The organism is uncultured Thiocystis sp., assembly GCF_903866365.1.
In the GTDB taxonomy this organism is placed as follows: domain Bacteria; phylum Pseudomonadota; class Gammaproteobacteria; order Chromatiales; family Chromatiaceae; genus Chromatium.
This window is the reverse complement of the sequence record NZ_CAIPNF010000075.1, coordinates 1-22,598: the sequence shown is the minus strand read 5'-3', so window position 1 is coordinate 22,598 and position 22,598 is coordinate 1. Positions and strand designations below refer to the sequence as shown.

Here is a 22,598-nt window from a genome sequence, read left to right as displayed (position 1 = left end):
ATGTAAGGGTGTAAGATGAAATCGTCATCTTCTCTCGCCACCGAGACACAAGGAACGCGCGGGGGGATTGAAATGGGCTAGAATCGCCAAAAACGCGCTTCATCGCTTTCGCACTCGAACGGGATCATCTCAAGACGCACTCGCGCTCCATGAAGCAATCCATCCAGCTTCGCCTCGGTCAACACCTCACCATGACGCCCCAGTTGCAGCAGGCGATCAAGCTTCTGCAATTATCCACGCTCGAACTCCAAAAAGAGATTCAGGAAGCGCTCGACACCAACCTCATGCTGGAAGAAGGCGACGAGGCCGAGCGCTTCAGCGCCAGCGAGGCGGGCGACAGCCGGATCCAGCCGATCGAGGAGGCCGCGCGCACGCGCAAGGAGGAGGATCTGCGGATCGATCGGGAGGTTCCGGCCGAGTCCAACGAGATGCCCGACGAGCTCCCGGTCGATACGCAATGGGAGGATGTCTACGACAGCTATCTTCCCACCAGCGTCCATGGCGGCGATGACAGCGCGGACTACGATCCTCTTGCCCAGCAGAGCCGCCCGCAAACGCTGCACGACCATCTGGCCTGGCAGTTGAACCTCAGCCGTCTCAACGAGCGCGACTTCATGATTGCCCAGGCGATCATCGACGCCATCGACGCGGACGGTTATCTGCGCACCGACATCGACGACCTGCTGACAACGATCGACCACCCGGAGATCGGCGCCGATGAGGTGCAAACCCTGCTCCATCGCGTCCAGTCGCTCGACCCGCCCGGGGTGGGCGCGCGGGATCCGCGGGAATGCCTGCTGATTCAATTGCGGCAGATGCCCTCGGAAACCCCTTTTCGCGACCTGGCCATCGCCATCTGCCGCGACGGATTCGAACATCTGCCGAGAAAAAACATCGCCGCGCTGGCGCGTCTGCTCAATGAACCGGAGCCGGAGTTGGTCCGCGCCATCGAGCTCATTCTCCGACTCAATCCGCGACCTGGATCCTTGATCGAGGAGGCCCCTTCGGAGTACGTTGTACCCGATATCTTCGTGCGCAAGCTGGAAAGTCGCTGGCTCGTCGAGCTGAATCCCGAAGCGATGCCTAAACTCAGAGTGAACGCGGACTACGCGCGACTGATTCGCCGCTCCGATCAAAGCGCCGACGGCACGACCTTGAAAAGCCATCTGCAGGAAGCGCGCTGGTTCATCAAGAGTCTGGCGAGCCGCAACGATACCGTCCTGCGCGTCGGGTCCAAGATTGTGGAAATGCAGCAGGATTTTTTCGAACAGGGTGACGAGGGGATGCGGCCGATGATTCTGCGCGACATTGCCGAGGCGCTCGAATTGCACGAATCCACCGTCTCCAGGGTCACCACGCAGAAATACATGCACACGCCGCGCGGCACTTTCGAGTTCAAATATTTTTTTTCCTCTCACGTCAATACCGCTTCTGGCGGCGAGTGTTCGTCCACGGCGATCCGCGCCCTGATTCGCAAACTGATCGCGGCGGAATCCACCAGGAAACCCTTAAGTGACGATAAAATTGCCAAGGAGCTGGCGGATCAGGGAATCAATGTCGCGCGCCGAACAGTCGCCAAATACCGCGAGGCAATGGGTCTCCCACCCTCGAACGAGCGCAAACGCCTGGATTGACAGGTCGTTTGAACCTTAAGGAGTCACAAGATGCAGATCAACCTGACGGGTCACCACATCGATATTACCGATGCACTCAGAAGTTATGTCGAGAACAAATTCGAGCGCATGGCGCGACATTTCGACCACGTCATCAACGCCCATGTCGTGCTCAGCGTTGAGAAGCTCGCCCAAAAGGCGGAGGCGACACTCCTCATCGATGGGGGCAAGGTTTTTGCCGACTCCACCCACGAAGACATGTACGCGGCCATCGATGCCCTGATCGACAAGCTTGATCGCCAGATGCTGCGTTACAAGGAGAAAAAGGGCAATCATCGCGGCAATTCCGTGGCGAAAATCGCCGAGGCGGAAGAATAGCCGCGGACGAGCGGTTACTCTGAATGCGTCGCTTCCTTCAGCACGCACCCGACACCTCGGGCGGCTAATCAACTGACCGTTCGGGGTGTTTTTTATTGAGACGACGAGAGACGATCACCACCATAGGCTCAAGTTCAGCCGACCGGTCGATCGCAGGAGACCCGCAACAATGACCCCAGACAACTGTCACGCGACCATCCCGCCTCGCGCGCGAGACGCCAGGCCGACGTCGCGCGCGGACTCCGCGGCAATCCTGCGCGCCGACGAATACTAGGATCTGGATCCATGTTGAGCCCAGAGCTGATCAGCGAAGCCCGCATCGGGTGCGCGCTTGAGATCGCGAGCAAGAAACGCCTGCTCGAAACGCTTGCCGAACTGCTGGCAAGCGGTCATCCGCGCCTGCACACCGAGACCGTCTTCGAGCGATTGCTGGAACGCGAGCGTCTCGGCAGCACCGGCCTTGGCCATGGCATCGCCTTGCCGCATGCCCGAATCAATGAAGTCACGGAGGTGTTGGGAGCCTTCGTGAGAACGGTCCGGGGCGTGGACTATGATGCAACCGACGGCGAACCGGTGGATCTCGCCTTTGCGCTGCTGGTCCCGGAGGCCGCCAACGATGAACATCTGCGCCTGCTGGCGCATCTGGCCAGCCTCTTCAGCGACCCAGCGATCCGGGAGCAGCTCCGCGCGGCGGATTCTCCAGCCCGGCTGCTGCAAGTTTTGAATACTCGTTAAGCCGTGCCTTTACGGTCGCCCGCGATGATCGACAGCCTTCAGTCCCTGATTGCGCAGACCGGATCCCAGCTTAAACTGCGCTGGATAACGCCCGAGCCGCGAGAACCGCGCTCACTGCATGGTCATGATCCCGAGCATTCGAGACAGTCGCTCATCGGATCGCTGAACTGCATCCATCCCAACCGACTGCAGATTGTGGGTCAGCAGGAACAGGCTTATCTGCATGCCCTGGGCGCGACCGCCTTCGCCGAAACCATCAAAAAACTCTTCGCCGACCGTCCCGCGGCGGTGATTTTTTCCGATGGTATCGAGCCTGGCGCGGCATTGCTCGAAGATGCCGAAAGCACGCAGACGCCACTGCTGGCTTCCACGCTCGGCGATCAGGAACTGATCAACCATCTGCGCTATTTTCTGACCCACGCACTGGCCGAACGCCAGACGGTCCATGGCGTCTTTATCGAAGTGCTGGGCATGGGCGTGCTGCTGGTCGGCAACCCGGCGGTGGGCAAGAGTGAACTTGCGCTTGAATTGATCACCCGTGGACAGCGACTCGTCGCCGACGACGCGCCCCGCTTCGCGCGGATCGCCCCCGAGGTGCTCGAAGGCACCTGCCCGGAAACCCTGCGGGACTTTCTCGAAGTCCGCGGTCTGGGTATCCTCAACATTCGCGCCATGTTCGGCGAGGGCGCCGTGCTGCGCAACAAGACGCTCAATCTGATCATCGACCTGCAACCACTGGATCAGCAACAGCTCGAATGCATCGATCGACTCACCGGCAGCCTGACGGCGACCACCATCCTGGGTGTCGCGATCCCGAAAATCGTCATGCCGGTGGCGCCGGGCCGCAACTTGGCCATCCTGGTCGAGGCGGCGGTGCGGCATCAGATCCTGCGCATCCGTGGCTACGACGCGGGGGTGGATTTCATCGATCGGCAAGCCCGCGCCATCAGTCTCGACCGACCCGATCCGCCAGCCGCCCGACGCTGACGCCACACCGATCCAGCGTCGACCTCCGTCCGCCTGACTGGAAGCAAACTCCCGATGAAACTGGTGATTCTCAGCGGATTGTCCGGCTCCGGCAAAAGCGTCGCACTTCACACGCTGGAAGATCTGGGCTATTACTGTATCGACAACCTGCCGCTCTTTCTGCTGAAGGATCTTGTGCTGGGGCTGCGCAAGGCGGCGCTTGACGAGGCGTTCACGAACACGGCGGTCGGCGTCGACGCCCGGACCAACCCGGATGAACTGCGCCTGCTCCCGGAACTCGTCCGCACCGCTCAGGAGCGAGGCATCGACTGTCGCGTCATCTTTCTGGAAACGAACACCGACACCTTGATCAAACGGTTCAGCGAGACCCGCCGCAAGCATCCGCTCACCCGAGGCGACCGTTCGCTCGGCGAGGCGATCCAGCTCGAACGCGAGCTGCTGGAGCCGATCCGGAGCTGCGCCGGGATTCTCATCGACACCACCCAGAGCAATGTCCACGAGTTGCGCGACCGGGTGCGCGGCTGGCTGGTCGGCAGCGCCTCGCCCAAGGCGTCGATCCTGCTCCAGTCGTTCGGGTTCAAGCATGGCGTGCCGCAGGACGTGGATTTCGTGTTCGACGTGCGTTGTCTGCCCAATCCGCACTGGCAGCCCGAACTCAAACCGCTGACCGGACGCGATCCGCCGGTCGTGGCGTTTCTGGAAGCAAGCCCCGAGGTCCGGCGGATGCGCGATGACATTCAATCCTTTCTCGCGCACTGGATTCCGTCTTTCGAGACCGACGGGCGGAGCTATCTGACGATCGCCATCGGCTGCACCGGCGGTCAACATCGCTCGGTCTACATGACCGAGGCATTGCGTCGCTTCTTCGAGGGCGACGGTCACAAGGTCATCGTGAGACATCGGGAATTGCCATGAGCGTCGGACTTCTTCTGATTACGCATCGTCCGCTTGCGGGGGATCTGCTGGGTGTCGCCACCGAGATTCTGGGCAGCCGTCCGCCCGGCATCGAGGTGCTGGAGGTGATCAACGATACCCCGTGCGAGGATCTCGTCGCCGAGGGTCTGCGGCGCGCCGCGCGACTCGACCAGGGCGATGGCGTGCTGATCCTGACTGACCTCTTCGGCGCCACGCCCGCCAATGTCGCGCTGGTTCTGCTAGAGCGGCTGGAGCGCGCGCGGGTGCTGGCGGGCGTGAACCTGCCGATGCTGCTGCGGGCGCTGAACTACGCCGCGCTGGATCTGGAGACGGTGGCCGACAAGGCCGCGCAGGGCGCGCGCGATGGCATCCGCCTGTGCGTCGCCGCGGGCGAGCAGCGCACGACGCCGGCGCGCAGGATCCAGGGCGCATGATTCGCCGGGAATTCGAGATTTGCAACAAACTGGGGCTGCACGCGCGCGCGGCGGCCAAGCTGGTGCAATGCGCCACGCGCTACCGCAGCCATATCGAAATCGAGCGCCGCAACCAGCGCGTCAACTGCAAGAGCATCATGGGGGTGATGATGCTGGCCGCGAGTCAGGGCACCTGGGTCACGGTCGAGGCCGTCGGCGACGACGAGGAGGACGCGATGGTATCGATCGAGACCTTGATTCGCGAGCGCTTTGGGGAAGCCGAATGACCACCGCCTTTCAGGGCATCGGGATCGCCTCGTCCTGCCCGATTGCCCTGGGGCCGGCGTTCATCGATGCCCGCGGCCGTGGCGGCGCCTTCCTCGCCCCCATCGCCAGCGATCAGATCGGCGCCGAGATCGCCCGCCTGGATCTGGCCGTGTCCGCCGCGCGCGAGGCCTTGCAGGCGATACGCGCACAGATCCCGCGTCACACCCCCATCAAGATCGCCGAGTTCATCGACGCCCACCTGCTGATGCTCGAGGACGCCGCCCTCATCGACGAGGTCCGGCGTATCGTGAGCGATCAATTGTGCAATGCCGAGTGGGCGCTCCAGTTACAGCGCGATACCCTGATCCGGGTCTTCGACGAGATGGACGACCCCTATCTGCGCACCCGGCGCGACGATATCGAGCATGTGGTCCGCCAGATTCAGTCCTTCCTGCGCGGCGACGCAACGACGCCCGACCCCGGGATCAAGGATCTCGACGGCTGCGTGGTGGTGGCGCACGATCTCATGCCCGCCGACGCCATCCTGCTGCGCCACCGCGGCGCGGTAGCCTTCGTGACCGAGGCCGGCGGTCCCATGTCGCATACCGCCATCCTGGCGCGCAGCCTCGGGATTCCCGCGGTCATGGGCATCCACGAGATCACCCGTTATCTGCGTCAGAATGAATTTCTGGTGGTCGACGGCGAGACCGGGACCGTGCTCGCCAATGCCGACGAACGGACTCTGGAGTATTTTCGCCAGCGTCTGCGCGCGGTCCAGGCGCGCCAGCGCCGGCTGCGCGAGTTGGTCAGTCGACCCACCCTGACGCGCGACGGGGTTGCCATCGCTCTGCTGGCCAATCTGGAATTGCCCGAGGACGTCAGCACGGCCAAGTCCAACGGCGCCGCCGGGGTCGGTCTGTACCGCACCGAATTTCTCTACATGAACCGCGACGACCTCCCGGACGAGGAGGAGCATTTGGCCAACTATGCCGAGATGATCGCGGGACTCGATGGCATCCCCATCACCATCCGCACCCTGGATCTGGGCGTCGAGAAAGGCTGCGAGGCGTTCGCCAACTGCGGCGCCAGCGCCTGTAATCCGGCGCTCGGTCTGCGCGCGATCCGGCTCTGTCTCAAGGAACCGGAGCTGTTTCGACCGCAATTGCGCGCCATCCTGCGCGCCTCCGCGCTTGGCCCGATCCGTCTGATGCTGCCGCTCGTGACCAATGTGCATGAACTGGACACCGTGCTGGCGCTCATCGTGCAGCTCAAGCATCAGCTCGACCGCGAGGGACTGCGCTACGATCCCGCCCTGCCGATCGGGGCCATGATCGAGGTGCCCGCCGCCGCGCTGGAGGCCCGTGCCATCGCCCGCCGGATGGATTTTCTCTCCATCGGCACCAATGACCTGATTCAGTACACGCTCGCCATCGACCGTCTGGACGACGCCGTCAACTATCTGTTTGACCCTACCCATCCTGCCATCCTGCGGCTGATCCGCATGACCATCGAGGCCGGACGCGCGCTGGGCATTCCGGTCAGCATGTGCGGCGAGATGGCCGGCGACCCGCGCTTCACGCGCCTGCTGCTAGGGCTGGGGCTGCGCGAGTTCAGCATGCAGCCGGGCGCGCTGCTCGACATCAAGGAAATCGTGCTCGACGCCGATTCGCGGGAACTTCAGCGGCGCACCGACCAACTGTTCGATCTGCTCGACGAGACCGACCCCAGCCACCTGCTGGACGCCTTGAATCAGGCCTGAGTGCGAAGCGACAAGGCCCCCATGAGTGTCTCTGTCCCGAGCCATCCCGACCGCCCGCGTCTCGACGCCCTGCGTCAAGTCCTTGAGCAGGGTGCCATGCGTCAGGCCGCGCGCATGCTCAATGCCCTGCAGCCGGCCGAAATCGCCGATCTGCTCGAATCCCTGCCGCCCCAGGAACGCGAACTGGTCTGGAATCTGGTGGAGGCCGCGTCCGATGGCGAGGTGCTGGCCTATCTGCACGACGATGTCCGCGAACGCCTGATCCGGCTGATGGACGCCGGCGAACTGATCGCCGCGCTGGAGCATCTGGACACCGACGATCTGGCTCGCCTGATCCGGGATCTGCCCGTGGCCATCACGCGCGAGGTCGTCAAATCGCTCGACCAGCAGCGCCGCGAGCGACTTGAGCAGGCGCTGTCGTTTCCGCAGGACAGCGCCAGCGGACTGATGAACACCGACACGGTGACGGTGCGCCCCGAGATGACCCTGGAAGTCGTGATGCGCGATCTGCGCCGGCTCAAGGACGGACTGCCGGACATCACGGACAACCTGATCGTGGTCAATCGTCGGGGACTCTATCTGGGCGTACTCTCTCTGACCGATCTGCTGACCCACGCCCCGGACGACTCGGTCGCCGAGGCCATGCGGCTGGACGTGCAGGCCATTCCGGCGACCTGGAGCGCCCATGAGGTCGCGACCCGTTTCGAGCAGCACGCGCTGGTCACCGCTCCGGTGGTGGACGACGAGGGGCACCTGCTCGGGCGCATCACGGTCGACGACGTGATGGACGTGATCCGCGAGGAGGCCGAGCATCAGTTTCTCGGTCAGGCCGGCCTTTCGGAGACCGAGGACATGTTCGCCCCGGTCCTGCTCAGCGCGCGTCGGCGCGCCTTGTGGCTCGGCGTCAACCTGCTGACCGCCTTTCTGGCCGCCTGGGTCATCGGGCGCTTCGAGGCCACGATTCAGCAGGTGGTGGCGCTGGCCGTCCTCATGCCCGTGGTCGCCAGGCATGGGCGGGATCGCCGGCACCCAGACGCTCACGCTCGCCATCCGCGGCCTGGCCGTGGGCCATCTCACATCCAGGAACGCCCGCTGGCTGCTTAAAAAGGAGATGGCGGTCGCCACGATCAACAGCATCGTCTGGGCCGTTGTCGTCGCGTTGATCGCCTGGCTCTGGTTCCACGACACCCGGATCGCGCTGGTCATCGGCGTGGCCATCAGCATCAACCTGCTCGCCGCCGCCTTCGCGGGCGCGCTGCTGCCGCTCCTGCTGGAGCGCCTCGGCATCGATCCCGCCCTGGCCGGCGGGGTGATTCTCACCACCGTGACGGATGTGGTGGGCTTTCTGGCGTTTTTGGGATTGGCGACGATTTTTCTGCTTTAAAGCAATCGCTCCAGATAGCGGGCGACCGACTCCTCCGCGTTCGACCCGATGACTTCCAGGTCGGGCAGCGCGTCTTTCAATTCGGGCGCGGCGTTGCCCATCACGACCCCTTTGCCCACGTCGCGCAGCATGTCCAGATCGTTGCGACCGTCGCCGAAGGCGATCACGTCCGCCGGTCGAATGCCGCGCTGTTGCAGCGCGCGGGCGAGCGCCGAGCCCTTGGAGACCCCCAGGGCCATGACTTCCAGCACGTTCGGGAGCGAATAGGTGATGGTGAGCCGGTCGCCATGACCGCCAAGGATCAGACTCTCCAGGTCGCGCAGATACCCGGCGTCGTCATGGAAATAGAAGACCTTCAGCACGGGCGCGTCGTCGAGCGCGGCAAAGTCGCTGACCCGATAGGCAAAACCTGACTCCCGGTGATACTGGAGCAGGCTCGGTTCGGGCGTCTCGACGATCCAATCGTCGATCCGGTACACATTCGTCTGTACCCGAGCGAAGGCCGGATCGGACAACAGAAAGGGGAGACAGTCGGGGTCGATCGCGCGGCAATGCAGCAGTTGGCCCTGGCGGTCATGCACCGCCGCGCCATTGCTGGAAATCAGGCAGTCCGGACCGCCCAGCCGCCCGGAGAGTCCGCGGATGTCTTGAAAGTGACGCCCGGAGGCGAAAATAATCTCGATCCCCCGCCGTCTCAGGGCGCTCAAGACATCGCGAGTATAATCGCCCAGCCGATGCTCGGCATTGAGCAGGGTTCCGTCGAGATCGGAAACGATGAGTTTGTACATTTTAAAGCGCGTCCATCGTGGAGACTTGAGTGTCAACGGCAGGCTGACACCTTAGCGCAACCCGGAGTCTCGTGCTGGACGCGCTTTAAAGTTGATGGACACTTTTTGACCACTAACCACTCAGGCAACTCCCCGCAAATAACCGGTCAATACTTTCCAATCACGACCCGCGAGGGAGCGCGAATCAAACCAATGCACGGCGGATTGGAACGGGGCATCCGCGATGATCGTTGTCGAATCGAATAACGACAACGACAACGAAAGCAAGAACGACGACCGCGCGACGGGGTATTCACCCCGTCGCAACGTTTTCCGAACACGGGGAATTCGTCATTTCCGCGAACCTGGTTGAAACGTCCTGACAGGGCGCATGCCCCGTCCGGCCAGGTTATTTTCCGGGAGTTTCCTAACCACTAACCACTAACCACTAACCCATCGACATGCGTGCGACCCTTCAGTTTTTCCTCTATCTCCTCGTCTGCCTAGTCCTGGCGGCACTGCTCACCCCCGCGCTGCTGGCGACCGGCTGGATCGATCTTGAGCCTCAGCGGGCGATGAGCCGTCTCGCCCAGATCCTCATGCTGCTCGGCATCTGGCCCTTCCTGCGGATGCTGTCGCTCGCCGATCGCGGTGCGCTGGGCTATGCCGTGAGCGGCCGGGTCTGGCGCCGCTCGGTGATGCTTGGCTGGTTGCAGGGCGTGGCGATTCTGCTGGCCCTCGTGCTGGCTTTGCTCGCGCTGGACATCCGGATTCCGGACCCGCATCCCTGGCCCGGCCTTGCCGGTCAAGCCGCGCAGGCGCTGATCGGTGGGCTGCTGATCGGACTTCTGGAGGAAACCTTTTTTCGCGGCGCGCTCTACCGTGCGATCCGACGCCGTGACGGCATGCGCTCCGCCATCCTCTGGTCCGCGCTGCTCTATGCCCTGGTGCACTTCATGAAACCGGGCGCGCTGCCCGCCGGCATGGCCTTCGACTGGACCGGCTCGCTCTGGATGTTTGCCCATGTCTTCGGCGATGTCTTTCAATGGAGCAACCTGGATTCCATGGTCGCGCTCTTTTGCGTCGGCGTCTTCCTGGCGCTGGTCCGCGAGCGCACCGGACAGATCGGCTGGTGTATCGGGCTGCATGCCGGCTGGATCTTCGTGATCCAGGTGACGCGCCGGGTCACGGACGGCAACGCGGAGTCCAACGTCGCCTGTCTGGTGGGCGAGTACGACGGCACCATCGGCTGGCTGGCAGCGCTTTGGATCGGGCTGTTGGCCGTTGGCTATTGGGCGCTCGCCCGCCGGTCATCCTGATGGATCAAGGGCCCGCTCGCGCAGCCAACGGCGGATCTCCGCCACATGCCGACGGCTCACGGGCAGGCGTTCGTCGCAGTCGCTCAACCTTGCCTGAAAGCGACCCTGGTCGGTTTTTACCAGACCGATCAGCCGCGCGCGCGCGACCAGCGCATTGCGATGAATGCGCACAAAAAGATCCCCGAATTCCTGCTCGAAGGTTCGCAGCGATTCGTCGACCAGCAGTTCGCCGCCAGGATGGCGGACCGTGACATATTTCTGATCCGCCCGCAGAGAGAGGATGTCGCGGACTGGAACCGCGCACACCCGGCCGCGATAGCGCGCGCTGATCTGGCGACGACGGCCGGGATAAGAGGCAACCGGGGATTCGACGCCAACCACCGGAACGGCGGCCTGGTTCAGGTGGCGGCTGACCCGCGCCAGTTCCTCTTCCAGCCGTTCGCGCTGTACCGGCTTGGGCAGACAGCCCGCCCTCGGACTGCCCAGGGTGTTCAAGGTTGAAGGCGCGTCGGCGGCCATCAGAATAACCGCCGGCGGCGCATCCAGTTGGGCCAGTCGCCGGGCGACCTCGTTCCCGCTCATGCCGGCCACCCGCGTATCCAGCAGAACGAGATCGATCGGCTGCGACCGGCAGCAGGAAATCGCCTCCCACCCGTCCGCGGCCTCTCCGGCCAGCTCATGATCGCCATCGAACTCGGCGAGCAGACGCCGGAGCCGGTCTCGGGCTGGAGAGTCATCGTCAACGACGAGAATCCGCATGGATTTTGCTCTTACTTCAAGGAACAGTCATCACGCTCTGGCGGCGCTTGCATGAAAAAGATAGCCCAAGAAACGAAGACTCGTGAGTACAACTTTGGACGACAACCCCGATACTCAAGACACCGGAATCATTCGAAGCCGTGGATCTCGCGCGATCATCGCCTCCGCGGGGGTGGCAACAGGCCGGTTCCGATCGGACAATAGGCGGCAGCCATGCGTTTCATGGCAGGATGGCCCACAGTCATAGGCTTAATGAAATCTGGTCGAGCCGAGCAAAGGCCAAGCGCCGTCTTCATTCATGAACCCCCCGCGCAGTCCGGATCTGCACCACCATCAACCAACAGTTGTCGCATCCATGACCCCACAAGCCAGCTTCATCAACATCGGCGAGCGTACCAACGTCACCGGCTCCGCGCGCTTCAAGCGTCTCATCCTCGATGGCGATTTCGACGCCGCGCTCGACGTGGCACGCCAGCAGGTCGAGAACGGCGCCCAGGTCATCGACATCAACATGGACGAGGCCATGCTGGATTCGCAGGCCGCCATGACCCGCTTCCTCAACCTGATCGCCGCCGAGCCGGACATCGCGCGGGTGCCGATCATGATCGACTCCTCCAAGTGGTCGGTGATCGAGGCCGGGCTGAAGTGCGTGCAGGGCAAGTCCATCGTCAACTCGATCAGTCTCAAGGAGGGCGAGGCGGCCTTCCGCGAACAGGCACGCAAGGTCAGGCGCTACGGCGCGGCGGCGGTGGTCATGGCCTTCGACGAGGTCGGACAGGCCGACACCCAGGCGCGCAAGTTTACGATCTGTCAGCGCGCCTATCGCATCCTGGTCGACGAGATCGGGTTTCCGCCCGAGGACATCATCTTCGACCCCAACATCTTCGCCGTGGCCACCGGCATCGATGAACACAACAATTACGCGGTCGATTTCATCGAGGCGACCCGACGCATCAAGCGCGAACTGCCCTATGCGCGGGTCTCGGGCGGCGTCTCCAATGTCAGCTTTTCGTTTCGCGGCAACGACCCGGTCCGCGAGGCGATCCACTCGGTCTTTCTCTATCACGCCATCCGCGCCGGGATGGACATGGGCATCGTCAACGCCGGACAGCTTGCCATCTATGACGACCTGCCCGCCGAACTGCGCGAGGCGGTCGAGGATGTCATCCTCAATCGCCGCCCGGACGCCACCGAACGGCTGATCGATCTGGCGCCCAATTACAAGGGCGACGGCAGCGGCATCGAGAACAAACAGGATCTGAGCTGGCGCGAGACCACGGTCGAAAAGCGGCTGCAACATGCGCTGATCAAGGGCATCACCGACTTCATCGTCGAGGACACCGAGGAAGCGCGCCAGAAGCTTGGCGCGCCGATCAATGTCATCGAAGGCCCGCTGATGGAGGGCATGAACCTGATCGGCGATCTGTTCGGCGCGGGCAAGATGTTCCTGCCGCAGGTGGTGAAATCCGCCCGCGTGATGAAAAAATCGGTCGCCTACCTGGAACCCTATCTGGAGGCCGAGAAGAGCGAGGGCGACACCCAGGGCCGCATCCTGATGGCGACGGTCAAGGGCGACGTGCATGACATCGGCAAGAACATCGTCGGCGTCGTACTCCAGTGCAATAACTACGAGGTCATCGATATCGGGGTCATGGTCCCCGCCGACCGGATTCTCGCCAAGGCGCGCGAGATCCATGCCGACATCATCGGTCTGTCCGGTCTGATTACGCCCTCGCTCGACGAGATGGTCCATGTCGCGAAAGAGATGCAGCGTCAGGGCTTCACCATCCCGCTGCTGATCGGCGGCGCGACCACCTCGAAGCTGCACACCGCCGTCAAGATCGAGCCGATGTACGAGCATCCGGTGATTCATGTCAAGGATGCCTCGCGCGCCGTGGGCGTGGCCGGCAGTCTGCTATCGAAGGATCTGAAGGCCCCCTATGTCGCCGGCATCCGCGCCGAGTATATCGAGATTCGCCAGCGCCGCGCCGAGCGTGACGAGGCGCGCGATCTGATCCCGCTGGCGCAGGCCCAGGCCAACCGCACCCTGATCGACTGGGATTGCTATCAGCCGCCGACCCCGGCCGAGTTGGGCGTCCAGACCTTCCGCGACATCCCGCTCGACGAGATCGCGGCCTATATCGACTGGACCTTTTTCTTTCATGCCTGGGAGTTGCGCGGGCGTTATCCGCAGATTCTCGACGACCCGGAGAAGGGCGTCGAGGCGCGCAAGCTGCTCGCCGACGCACGCGCCATGCTGGACCGGCTCATCCGCGAGAAATGGCTGTCCGCGAACGCCGTCATCGGCCTCTTCCCGGCCAACGCGATCGGCGACGACATCGCCGTCTATGCCGACGAGGAACGCGCCGAGCCGATCCTGTCGCTGCACAATCTGCGCAAGCAGGGCAAGCAGCCGCCCGGCAAATACAACGAAGCGCTGGCCGACTATGTCGCCCCCTTCGAGACCGGCATCCCGGATTATGTCGGCGGCTTCGCCTGCACCGCCGGCATCGGCATCGATGAGCATGTGAAGCGCTTCGAGGATGACCACGACGATTATTCCGCCATCATGCTCAAGGCCATCGCCGACCGGCTTGCCGAGGCACTGGCCGAGATGCTGCACGCGCGCGTGCGCACCCGTCACTGGCGCTATGCCGACGAGCGGGAGTTCAGCAATCAGGATCTGATCGAGGAAAAATACCAGGGCATCCGCCCCGCCATGGGCTATCCCGCCAGTCCGGACCACACCGAGAAGGATCTGCTCTGGCAACTGCTGGACGCCGAGAAGAATACCGGCATCTGGCTCACCGAATCCAAGGCCATGGTCCCCGCCGCCTCGGTCAGCGGGCTCTACTTCTCGCATCCCGACAGCCGTTATTTCGCTGTCGGCAAGCTCGCGCGCGATCAGGTCGCCGACTATGCCGAGCGCAAAGGCATGCCGCTCGCGGAGATCGAGCGCTGGCTGGCACCGAATCTGGCGTATGAGATGGACTGAGCGCGGCGAATCGTCGGATTCGCCGCAACGCGGACACCCGTCATGCGCGCATGATGCGCGTCTCCGCGTTTAGCGAATCCACCAAGTTACCTCTCTTTCCATCCGCATCGGCCGAACACTGACATGCTCGAAGAATCTCCCCTCACCATGATCGCGCACGTCATCCAACTCGCGGTCGCGCCGGTTTTTTTATTGACGGGCATCGGCGGCATCCTCGCCGTCATGACCAGCCGCCTGGGCCGGATCGTCGACCGCGCCAGGGTGCTGGAGGAACAAACTCCGTTCAATGCCGCGCACCAGGATCGCACCCAGAAAGAACTGGCGACACTGTCGCACCGCGCACAATTGATCAGCGTCTCCATTGGTCTCTGCACCGTAACCGCCTTGCTGGTGTCCTCGGTCATCGCCATCCTGTTTCTCGGCTCCTTCCTGACCTTCGACGCCTCGCTCGCGGTCGCACTCCTCTTCGTGGCGGCAATGCTCGCCTTTATCGCGGCCCTGCTGTCTTTTCTGCGGGAGGTCTTTCTCGCCATCGCCAGTTTGCAAATCGGCAAGCGTTAGAGAGCCCGGGTGGGCGATGTCCTTGGAATCATCGCCAACCACCGTCATCCGCCAACCGTCGGTAGAGTTCCAGGTACTGGCTCAGGATGGCCGCGCGGCTGAACTCCCGTTCGGCTCGTTCGTGTCCGCGCTCGGCGATCTTGAACATCAGCGTCGGGTCGGCCAGCGTGTCCTGAATGCCGTTCGCCAGCGCGACGGCATCCTCGCAAGGGACGCACCAGGCGTCCTCGCCGTGCCGGGCGACCTCGCGCGCGCCACGAAAACTCGTCGTGACCAAGGGTTTCCCCCAAGTCCAGGCATCGAGAATGACGTTACCGAAGGGTTCGGCATCCAACGACGGGAAGACCACCAGATCCGCCATCTGGAGATAGGGGGCCGGATCGGACTGCCAGCCGGCCCAGACGATGCGCGGATCCTGTCCGGATTGAATCGCCTGCCGCCGCAGTGGCGCGGACAGCGGTCCGTCACCGAGCATGATCAGTCGCAGCGGTCGACCGGCAATGGTCTGGGGCAGCCGGGCCAGGGCCGAAACCAGATGGGTATGCCCTTTGAACGGAACGAAACGCCCCAGGGTCACCATGACCCAGGCGTCGTCGGGAATGCCGCGGGACAGGCGCAGCTCGACCACCCTTGCAGGCGCGACCGGCCTGGCTTGGTCGGCGAAGTTATAAATGTGATAAACGCGCGCGGCCGGCAGCCCCTGGTGGATCATCCAGTCGCAGAGCGCCTTGGTGTTGCCGATCCAGCCGTGGGCGTGACGATAGGGTCCGAGTGCGTAGTAGCCGCCGAGCCGGGCCAGATGGATGGTTCCGCCGTGCCGGGGCAGATGCGTCAGACGGGTAGCGCGACCCATGTAGGTCTGGACGATATCCGGGCGGATGCGCCTGATGAGCGTGGTGACCGCGTGCCGGGAAACGGGATCCCAGGTGGTGCGAAAGGGCAGACGATGGACAGTCAGCGGGCCGAAGTCGAGCCCATCGAGCCCGCTCGCGCGCCGGATCGCAACCTCGGTGGGCGCGCCATGCTCGGCGAGCGCCAGGCTAAAGCGGCGGAACCAGTATTCCGCGCCGCCAAGCGCCTTGCTGGCGACCATTTGCAATGAGGTTGGGTCGGACATACGGGGTTTGGTTTCCGATCGTTTTGAAAAGGTGTTCTCGTTGTCGGCATTCTGGGATTCGGCGTGAAGGGGGTCGAGTCCTGTTCGGCAGTTGCGTTAGCCGACTCGGGGGATCAGCTCCCGATACACCGCCAGGTTTCCCTCCACCATCGCATCGAGCGAGAACTCGCGCGCCATCAACGCCTGGCCGCCGGCACCGAGCGCGCGGCGGCGCTCTGGATCGGCCAGCAGCGCGCCGATGGCCGCGCGCAGGGCGGGCACGTCGCTGGGCGGAACCAGCACGCCGTTTTCGCCCTCGCGCACCGCCTCCGGGATGCCACCGGCGCGACTAGCGACGATGGTCACGCCGGCACTGGCGGCCTGGAGCAGCGAGACGCCGAGTCCCTCCATCAGGACCGGATGCACAACCAGGTCGAGACTGGGCAGAAGCTCGGCAAGATCGTCGCGGAAACCAGCCAATTGAACGTGCCCGGTCAGCCGCCGGTCGGCGAGGTGTCGCTGGAGATCGGCGGCGAGCGGTCCCTGACCGAAAAAGCGGACCTGCAGATTCGGATGCGCTTCGATCAGCGGGGGCAGCGCCTCGATGAGAAAACGGTGCCCCTTGCGCGGGATCAACTGGGCGATGACGCCGATCAGCAGGGCATCCGCCGGCACGCCCAGCCGCGCCCGGATCGTGCCCCGATCACAGGGCCGGGCATAGCTCTCCCAGTCCACGGCGCTGCGCACGATCCGCAGTTTGGACGCGGGCAGACCCTCGCTGACCAACACCCGGCCAATGCCCTCCGAGATCGCGATCACCCGGTCGTGGAGCCGGTATTTCAGCGCGACCCGCCAGCGCGGCTCGGGGTTGTCCACCCGTCGGGTATGGATCGCGGGCACGCCGGTCAGCCGGGCCGCCAGACCGCCCATGACATCGGCGCCGATGCGGCTGTGCAGATGGACCAGATCGGGATGCGTGGCACGGATCAACCGGCGCAGACGCAGCGCCATGAACAGATCCGCGTCGCCATGCATCGGCAGACCGCACACCCGAGCCACCGGCTCGGCCGCCCGAGCCAGCGCGCAACCCTGGGGGCAGGCGAGCAGATTCTCGTGACCGCGTGCGGCCAGACCACGCAGCAGATGCAACACCTGAAAGGCCCCGCCATAGAGATGGCGACCGCCCTCGACATGCAGAATTCTCATGACCGGAGCACCTGGCGCGCGGCCGAGACGATCTCGTCGACCTCGATCCGGCGCATGCAGTCGAAAGTTCCGCCGCAGGTCGGGCGGCGTTTGCAGGGCGAACAGGGCAGCGGATGATAAAGCACGCGGGCATTGGCGCGGGTCGTGTCGAGATAGGGACAGGTGGAGCCGAACAGCAGCAGACTCGGGGTGTCCAGCGCGATACCCATGTGTCCCAGCCCGGTATCCACGGCGATCAGCAGGGCGGCCTGGTCGATCAGCGCCGCCGCCTCCAACAGACTGGTCTGGCCGGCGAGATTGACCAGCAATCCGTCGCTGGCGTCGCCGATCCGCGCGGCGGCCTCCCGGTCCGCCGGTCCTCCGAGCAGCACTGGCGTCAGCCCGAACTCGGACTTGATGCGGGCGGCGAGCCGTTGCCAGCGATCCTCGAACCAGTGTTTCTGCGGGCGGGTCGTAAAGGGACAGAAGACCGCATAGCCGCCGGCGAGCCCGTGACGGGCGACGATCTCGGCGACGAAGGCCGACTCGGACTCGCCATAGTGGATCGCCATCGCGAAGGGTTCGGTCGGCAGGCCGAGCGTGTCGGCCAGGTAGAGATATTCCGAGCCGATGCGTCGGGCATCTCCGCCGCGCGGCAGGGCGCGCGTCATCAGCCATTGACTGCCCTCGCGCGAACCCAGTCCGATACGCTTGCGGGCGCCGGAAAGCCAGGTCAGCGCCCCGCTCTTCAGCAGTCCCTGAAGGTCCAGCGCCAGATCGAAATCGTGCGCGCGAAGGGTCGCGCGCAGCGCCAGAACCCCCTTCATCAACGCGCCGAACCGACGCGCTTTCCACAACCGGCGCCAGTGTTGCAGCGGACAGACGATCACCTCGTCCAGGTCCGGGTGATGGTCCAGCAGGACGCGACCCTCCGACTGCACCAGCCAGACGATCCTCGCCCGCGGCCAGGCGCGCCGCAGCGCGGCGATCAGGGGCGAGGCGAAAACGATGTCGCCGATGGCGCTGAGACGGACCAGGAGGATGGCGTTCATGGAGCAGGTCGCCTGGTGGCGCGTGATGTGGGGTCGAACATGGCGTGATGCCCGAGTCGAGTGACGAGTCGGCATGGTAGCATTGAGTCCGCAAAACCAAGTCATAGGGTGACCCGGTGGTCGTGCTCTCGAAGATCGTGACGCGGATCGATGGCGCGCGACTCCTGTCCTGGCTGGCGCATGTCCTGCTCGCGGTCTGCGCGGCGACGGTCACGGCCGCCTATTACCGGATCCATGGTCCGGCGCTGCATGCGCTGCTGTTCCTCGGTCTCGTCTGGTTCCTGCTGTCCTGGCGCAAACGCGCGCGGTCGCATCGGATCGACGCTGACGCGATGCCCGCGTCTCGATCCTTGCCGCCGCTCAAATCGACGACATCGCTCCTGTCCGCCGTCTTCCTTCTCTACACGCTGATCGCCATTCTGTCGGCCGGCAGCGTCGGCTTCAATGCGGCGTCCCTGGACCGGCTCGAACACTTCAGCTATTTCCTGGGCGGAGTCTTTCTCATTCCCTTCCTGGTCGCCGTCCGGCCGCGCTCGGACTGGTTTTGGTTTGCCATCGCCGCGACCGCGCTGCTGTCGGGCCTCTTCGCCTTTTGGGAGATGCAAACACTCGCGCCGGACTACCAACTCGCCACCGGACTGGAGTATCGCGCGGGCGGGAGCAAGGGCAAAGCGATTCCCTTTGGCGACATCGCCACCCTGGCAGCGGTCTTGAGCGCGCTCGGTGCCTGCGTCTTTTTCCCGGCCCGACGACGCCTGGCCTGGCTCTTCGGACTCGCCGCGCTCGGCGGGGTCTATGCCAGCCTGGCCTCCGGCACGCGGGGCGCATGGATCTTCTTTCCGACCGCGCTGGCCGTCATTGGCCTCTCTCTGCTCCATCAGTATCCGGCCTATCGACGCGGGATTGTACTCGGCATTCTGGGGCTGGCCGTCGTTGGCGGTATCGCGCTGATGCAGTCGGACCAGATCCAGGATCGCTTCGCCCGCGCGCTGTCCGAGGCGCGGCATTATGTCCCCGGCGAAGAGGTTGGGATCGGGAATTCGCTGGGCGAGCGTTTCGAGATGTGGCGAGCGGCCTGGATGGCCTTTCGGGAGCATCCGGTGCTGGGCATCGGCGTCGGGCAACTGAACGGCTATTTTCAACGGATGGCCGATCAGGGACTGATTTCCAGCGCCATCGCGGAGTTCGATCGGGGCGCCGGGCATACCCACGCGCACAACGATTATCTGCATGCGCTCGCCACCCGCGGGCTGTTGGGGCTGGCCTCGCTCCTGCTGCTGTATCTGGCGCCGCTGGCCGTATTCGTCCGCGCGGCGTTCCGCGCCCAGGACCATACGACCCGCGGACTGGGCTATGCGGGCATCCTCGTGATTCTGGGGTATCTCCAGTTTTCGCTCACCGACTCCATTCTGCTGATGCGCATCACCGCCGGGTTTTTCGTCCTGCTCTGCGCCTGGCTGCTGGCGTTGAACCTGGACCCGCCCGATCGGCGGCCGGGCAGTGTGTCGCGGAGCCTTTAGAAAACCCGCAAGTCGCCCGCAAGCGGGCTCCTACGCGCTCCCTCACTGCCATTCAGTTAAGGATTTTCCGTTCGCCCTGAGTCCTGAGCGAAGCCGAAGGGTCGAATGGGGTGGACGGAAAATCCTAAGCCGCTGAGCATAAAAAAGCCGTTCATGGTTCGACCCTTCGGCTCACTGCCATTAAGTTAAGCCGTTCGTGGTGAGATTGTCGAACCATGAACGGCTTAACGCTCAGAGGCTTAGGATTTTCCGTCCGCCCTTCGACAAGCTCAGGACGAACGGAAAATCCTTAACTGAATGGCAGTGACCCTTCGGCTACCGCTCAGGGCTCGCCACGAACGGCTTAACTTAATGGCAGCGCCGCGTCGCATGGCGTCGCGAGATCAGGCGAGACGCGGTGCCTACCCCGACACCGTTCGGCGCCCGGCCTGGCGCCAGCCGACCATCGTCAGCAGGGCGGCGCCAAACGCAAAGTTCAGCCAGGCCAGCGGTAGCGGGACTTGGCTGACGCTGCCAGTGCCCGTATTGCCGTTTAATTCATAGGTGAACGACGGAGCTGGATCTGAGGCATCCCCACCGAGCGCGAATGAAAAAACAGCATTCTCGAGATAGTACACAAGGCCAAGAAAGATGCCGCTCTCGAAGCTGACCGTCGCCAAAGGGTCGTCCTCCAGCCTATAGGTGCGAAAAACCGAGGATTCGGATGACTCGATGAAATCGAAATTGAACTCGCTGAGGGCGAAGGTGGAGGCCGGCTCATCGGGGTAGAGAGGGGCGTCATCGTCGAAAGCAAAGTCACCGGTATAAATCTTGCCGTCGAGACTGTCTTCGGAGGTGATCGTCACCGAAAAACCGTACGTGACGGTGGCTGCCGGAACACCGGCCGAACCGAACGCCAAGGCGGCGGCGAAGAGGGGGATACGGAGATCGCCCATGGATGTCACTCCTGCAATTGGAAGGTAAAGAAACGAAAGGGGTGCCCCGCCGCGCGCGCGGCGGGGCGGTTGGCTCAGGGCGCGGGGATAAAATTCGCCGCGTGAAGCTGGCTGGGCACCACGCCACGCAACAGCACCAGTTGCACGGCGGCCGCTTTGCCCGCGCCATCCGGGTCGAGATAGACCGCGCTATCGGCGCTGCCGCTGGCGCGCAGGCTCAGATAGCCGGCGCCGAACGGATCGGTGCCGGTGTAACCGAGCTTGGCCAGCAGCGCGCTGACATCGATGCGGTCCCGATCGGGCTCGAAGCCGGTGACGATGTCGCCGCGTTCGCTCAGGTCGCGATAAACGAAGACATCCGCCCCCGGTCCGCCGTCGAGCGTCTGGCGTCCGGCGGCGTTGCCGAGGATGTCGTCGCCGGCGCCGCCGTTGACGCTGACGATGCCGCGTGTCACCTCGATCCGATCATCGCCGGCGGTGCCGGTCACGGTCTTGGCCCCGGCAGGCGGCACGAGCGGCGGCGCGCGCTCGTAGGCGCCGATGTCGATGGTGGTGCCCTGAACGCGCGGATTGCCGGCAAGGTCGGTGTCCAGTCCGGTGGCGACGCTCATATCGCCCGCGTCGAGCAGCGGCGAGTCGGCGCTGGCGGGACGCAGGTCGCCGTGCGCCGGGTCGAGCAGCAGCGGATCGGCGTCCAGGTTGCCGCCGCCGTCCAGACCGCAAGCGGAGTTCCAGTTCGCGCTGCCGCCGCAGGCCTGGATCAGGCTGTGGGCAACCGTGAGCGACGCGCGGCCAGGGGCCAGTTCGCCGTTGGCATCGCCCCACAGCAGGGCGTTGACGAGTGTCGCACCGCCGTCGAACGCCGCGCCGCCGCCCGCCATCGCCGCATTGTCGCTGAAACTGACGTTGGTCAGCACCGGCGCGCCGCCGGCGGAGGCGAAACCGCTACCTGGTTGTGTGGCGCAGTTGCCGACAAACGCCACATTGGCGAGAGCGGGACTGCCGAGGCTGTGCATGCCGCCGCCCGCGCCGCCGGCCCGGTTGCCCGCGAAGAGCAGATTGGTCAGCGTCGGCGCGCCATTGACGTTGAGCCAGCCGCCGCCGTCCGCGTCGGACTGACCGGCGGTGACGGTGAAGCCGTCGAGCACGGTGGCGGAGTCGGCGCCCTCGGTGCGCACCACATGGTCGCTGTTGCTGCCCACAATCCCGTCGCAGCCTTGGGTGACGCCCGCTGCCGCCGTATCGTCGCCGTCGAGATCGCCGCTCAAAACCGTGCGCCGGTCGCGCCAGTCGCGCGCCTCCGGAGTCGTTTCGTCGCCCGCGAAGCCGCCGTAGACGGCGACGCCGGACGGGATGACGAAGCTGGCGGTGCGGTCACCGCTGTCGTCCGGGCGATAGACCCCGGTCGCGACCCAGATCCGATCGCCCGAGCGAGCGACCGCGAGGGCGTCCTGCAGGGTCGGGAAGGCGTCGGTCCAGCTCTGGCCGCTGCCCGCGACGGCGGCATCCGGCTTGACATACCACACCAGCCCGGCGCCGCCGATGGTCAGCGCGAGCGAGCAATCCTCCGTGCCGACGGCGGGCGCGACGGTGGCGACCGGGGTGATGCAGTAGGACAGGCGGTGCTCCCGATCCTCGGCCCGCACGGTGTAGGGTTGCGCCGTGCCCAGGGTGGCACCGCTGGTCAGCGTTTCCCCGGTGCCGTCGTCGCTCGCGCGCACCCAGCGGAAACGCGTGCCGTTCGCGCCGATCTGCTCGGGATCGCCCTGCTCGTCAAGATAGGCATACCGACCGCTCAGGGTCGTGCCGACCGTGGCGCCCCATAAGCGCCAACTTAACCGCACCGTTGACGCACTTGTGAGTTCATCATCTGCATGACCCTGGCCGGAACGGTTTGCAAGCGACGGCGGCGCGGACGTTCCTTGAGCACGTCGAGGCAGGCGTCCCAGTGTTCGTCT

The 22,598-nt window shown here is 64.4% G+C and carries 18 protein-coding genes and 2 pseudogenes; 13 read left to right on the top strand and 7 right to left on the bottom strand.

The window, feature by feature from the left end:
- Window positions 1–149: 149 nt before the first annotated feature.
- The 9 genes and pseudogenes from QZY07_RS05020 (at window position 150) to mgtE (ending at window position 8,451) form a co-directional block, all read left to right on the top strand.
- A complete protein-coding gene (locus tag QZY07_RS05020) occupies window positions 150–1,634 on the top strand; it encodes an RNA polymerase factor sigma-54 (RefSeq protein WP_295400300.1) in 1,485 nt (494 codons plus the stop codon).
- A 30-nt stretch (window positions 1,635–1,664) separates the two neighbouring features.
- Entirely contained in the window at window positions 1,665–1,991 is a 327-nt protein-coding gene (raiA, locus tag QZY07_RS05015) for a ribosome-associated translation inhibitor RaiA (protein ID WP_295400298.1), read from the top strand.
- A gap of 285 nt (window positions 1,992–2,276) precedes the next feature.
- Window positions 2,277–2,726 (top strand): PTS sugar transporter subunit IIA, encoded by a 450-nt coding sequence (locus QZY07_RS05010; protein WP_295400297.1) that lies wholly within the window; start codon window positions 2,277–2,279, stop codon window positions 2,724–2,726.
- 24 nt (window positions 2,727–2,750) lie between these two features.
- Complete coding sequence (gene hprK, locus QZY07_RS05005) at window positions 2,751–3,713, top strand: HPr(Ser) kinase/phosphatase (RefSeq protein ID WP_295400296.1); 963 nt, start codon at window positions 2,751–2,753, stop codon at window positions 3,711–3,713.
- Window positions 3,714–3,767: 54 nt separating this feature from the next.
- Window positions 3,768–4,628 carry an RNase adapter RapZ gene (gene rapZ / locus QZY07_RS05000; RefSeq protein ID WP_295400295.1) on the top strand — a complete coding sequence of 287 codons (861 nt, stop codon included), beginning with the start codon at window positions 3,768–3,770 and terminating at the stop codon, window positions 4,626–4,628.
- Window positions 4,625–5,062 (top strand): PTS sugar transporter subunit IIA, encoded by a 438-nt coding sequence (locus QZY07_RS04995; RefSeq protein WP_295400294.1) that lies wholly within the window; start codon window positions 4,625–4,627, stop codon window positions 5,060–5,062. Before rapZ ends, QZY07_RS04995 begins: the two co-directional genes overlap by 4 nt.
- Window positions 5,059–5,328, top strand: coding sequence for an HPr family phosphocarrier protein (locus QZY07_RS04990; RefSeq protein ID WP_295400292.1), 270 nt, complete (start codon window positions 5,059–5,061; stop codon window positions 5,326–5,328). Before QZY07_RS04995 ends, QZY07_RS04990 begins: the two co-directional genes overlap by 4 nt.
- On the top strand, window positions 5,325–7,067 hold the full coding sequence (gene ptsP, locus QZY07_RS04985) for a phosphoenolpyruvate--protein phosphotransferase (protein ID WP_295400290.1): 1,743 nt from the start codon (window positions 5,325–5,327) through the stop codon (window positions 7,065–7,067). Before QZY07_RS04990 ends, ptsP begins: the two co-directional genes overlap by 4 nt.
- Window positions 7,068–7,088: 21 nt before the next feature.
- A pseudogene (gene mgtE / locus QZY07_RS04980) lies at window positions 7,089–8,451 on the top strand (magnesium transporter).
- Here mgtE and QZY07_RS04975 read toward each other — a convergent pair.
- A complete protein-coding gene (locus tag QZY07_RS04975; protein ID WP_295400288.1) occupies window positions 8,448–9,239 on the bottom strand; it encodes a Cof-type HAD-IIB family hydrolase in 792 nt (263 codons plus the stop codon). The pseudogene mgtE and the gene QZY07_RS04975 sit on opposite strands and share 4 nt — an antisense overlap.
- 440 nt (window positions 9,240–9,679) lie before the next feature.
- Between QZY07_RS04975 and QZY07_RS04970 the strand changes: the two genes are divergently transcribed.
- Window positions 9,680–10,537, top strand: coding sequence for a CPBP family intramembrane glutamic endopeptidase (locus QZY07_RS04970; protein ID WP_295400287.1), 858 nt, complete (start codon window positions 9,680–9,682; stop codon window positions 10,535–10,537).
- Here QZY07_RS04970 and QZY07_RS04965 read toward each other — a convergent pair.
- Complete coding sequence (locus QZY07_RS04965; protein WP_295400285.1) at window positions 10,529–11,296, bottom strand: LytTR family DNA-binding domain-containing protein; 768 nt, start codon at window positions 11,294–11,296, stop codon at window positions 10,529–10,531. The two genes, QZY07_RS04970 and QZY07_RS04965, sit on opposite strands and share 9 nt — an antisense overlap.
- A 364-nt stretch (window positions 11,297–11,660) precedes the next feature.
- Between QZY07_RS04965 and metH the strand changes: the two are divergent.
- Together metH and QZY07_RS04955 are read left to right on the top strand one after the other, a co-directional pair.
- Window positions 11,661–14,291: pseudogene (metH, locus tag QZY07_RS04960) on the top strand (methionine synthase); the annotation flags it as partial.
- A 123-nt stretch (window positions 14,292–14,414) separates the two neighbouring features.
- Window positions 14,415–14,852, top strand: a complete 438-nt coding sequence (locus tag QZY07_RS04955) for a DUF2721 domain-containing protein (protein ID WP_295400283.1) — start codon at window positions 14,415–14,417, stop codon at window positions 14,850–14,852.
- 28 nt (window positions 14,853–14,880) lie between these two features.
- Here QZY07_RS04955 and QZY07_RS04950 read toward each other — a convergent pair whose 3' ends face one another.
- The 3 genes from QZY07_RS04950 to QZY07_RS04940 all read right to left on the bottom strand — a co-directional run bounded on the left by QZY07_RS04950 (window position 14,881) and on the right by QZY07_RS04940 (window position 18,185).
- Entirely contained in the window at window positions 14,881–15,969 is a 1,089-nt protein-coding gene (locus QZY07_RS04950; protein ID WP_295400281.1) for a glycosyltransferase, read from the bottom strand.
- A 96-nt stretch (window positions 15,970–16,065) separates the two neighbouring features.
- Window positions 16,066–17,154, bottom strand: coding sequence for a glycosyltransferase family 4 protein (locus QZY07_RS04945; RefSeq protein ID WP_295400279.1), 1,089 nt, complete (start codon window positions 17,152–17,154; stop codon window positions 16,066–16,068).
- On the bottom strand, window positions 17,151–18,185 hold the full coding sequence (locus QZY07_RS04940; RefSeq protein WP_295400277.1) for a glycosyltransferase family 9 protein: 1,035 nt from the start codon (window positions 18,183–18,185) through the stop codon (window positions 17,151–17,153). Before QZY07_RS04940 ends, QZY07_RS04945 begins: the two co-directional genes overlap by 4 nt.
- Before the next feature lie 122 nt (window positions 18,186–18,307).
- On the opposite strand from QZY07_RS04940, the gene QZY07_RS04935 reads away from it, so the two are divergent.
- On the top strand, window positions 18,308–19,705 hold the full coding sequence (locus tag QZY07_RS04935) for an O-antigen ligase family protein (RefSeq protein WP_295400275.1): 1,398 nt from the start codon (window positions 18,308–18,310) through the stop codon (window positions 19,703–19,705).
- Window positions 19,706–20,106: 401 nt separating this feature from the next.
- Here the strand turns inward: QZY07_RS04935 and QZY07_RS04930 are convergent, their stop codons facing one another.
- Entirely contained in the window at window positions 20,107–20,640 is a 534-nt protein-coding gene (locus tag QZY07_RS04930; RefSeq protein WP_295400273.1) for a hypothetical protein, read from the bottom strand.
- Between the two features lie 74 nt (window positions 20,641–20,714).
- Window positions 20,715–22,484: a choice-of-anchor Q domain-containing protein gene (locus QZY07_RS04925; protein WP_295400271.1), complete on the bottom strand. Its 1,770-nt coding sequence runs from the start codon at window positions 22,482–22,484 to the stop codon at window positions 20,715–20,717.
- Between the last annotated feature and the right edge of the window lie 114 nt (window positions 22,485–22,598).

Bases quoted from the DNA above. Each gene is read 5' to 3' on its own strand.
- QZY07_RS05020 (WP_295400300.1), top strand. From the start codon at position 150: ATGAAGCAATCCATCCAGCTTCGCCTCGGTCAACACCTCACCATGACG.
- raiA (WP_295400298.1), top strand. From the start codon at position 1,665: ATGCAGATCAACCTGACGGGTCACCACATCGATATTACCGATGCACTC.
- QZY07_RS05010 (WP_295400297.1), top strand. From the start codon at position 2,277: ATGTTGAGCCCAGAGCTGATCAGCGAAGCCCGCATCGGGTGCGCGCTT.
- hprK (WP_295400296.1), top strand. From the start codon at position 2,751: ATGATCGACAGCCTTCAGTCCCTGATTGCGCAGACCGGATCCCAGCTT.
- rapZ (WP_295400295.1), top strand. From the start codon at position 3,768: ATGAAACTGGTGATTCTCAGCGGATTGTCCGGCTCCGGCAAAAGCGTC.
- QZY07_RS04995 (WP_295400294.1), top strand. From the start codon at position 4,625: ATGAGCGTCGGACTTCTTCTGATTACGCATCGTCCGCTTGCGGGGGAT.
- QZY07_RS04990 (WP_295400292.1), top strand. From the start codon at position 5,059: ATGATTCGCCGGGAATTCGAGATTTGCAACAAACTGGGGCTGCACGCG.
- ptsP (WP_295400290.1), top strand. From the start codon at position 5,325: ATGACCACCGCCTTTCAGGGCATCGGGATCGCCTCGTCCTGCCCGATT.
- QZY07_RS04975 (WP_295400288.1), bottom strand. From the start codon at position 9,239: ATGTACAAACTCATCGTTTCCGATCTCGACGGAACCCTGCTCAATGCC.
- QZY07_RS04970 (WP_295400287.1), top strand. From the start codon at position 9,680: ATGCGTGCGACCCTTCAGTTTTTCCTCTATCTCCTCGTCTGCCTAGTC.
- QZY07_RS04965 (WP_295400285.1), bottom strand. From the start codon at position 11,296: ATGCGGATTCTCGTCGTTGACGATGACTCTCCAGCCCGAGACCGGCTC.
- QZY07_RS04955 (WP_295400283.1), top strand. From the start codon at position 14,415: ATGCTCGAAGAATCTCCCCTCACCATGATCGCGCACGTCATCCAACTC.
- QZY07_RS04950 (WP_295400281.1), bottom strand. From the start codon at position 15,969: ATGTCCGACCCAACCTCATTGCAAATGGTCGCCAGCAAGGCGCTTGGC.
- QZY07_RS04945 (WP_295400279.1), bottom strand. From the start codon at position 17,154: ATGAGAATTCTGCATGTCGAGGGCGGTCGCCATCTCTATGGCGGGGCC.
- QZY07_RS04940 (WP_295400277.1), bottom strand. From the start codon at position 18,185: ATGAACGCCATCCTCCTGGTCCGTCTCAGCGCCATCGGCGACATCGTT.
- QZY07_RS04930 (WP_295400273.1), bottom strand. From the start codon at position 20,640: ATGGGCGATCTCCGTATCCCCCTCTTCGCCGCCGCCTTGGCGTTCGGT.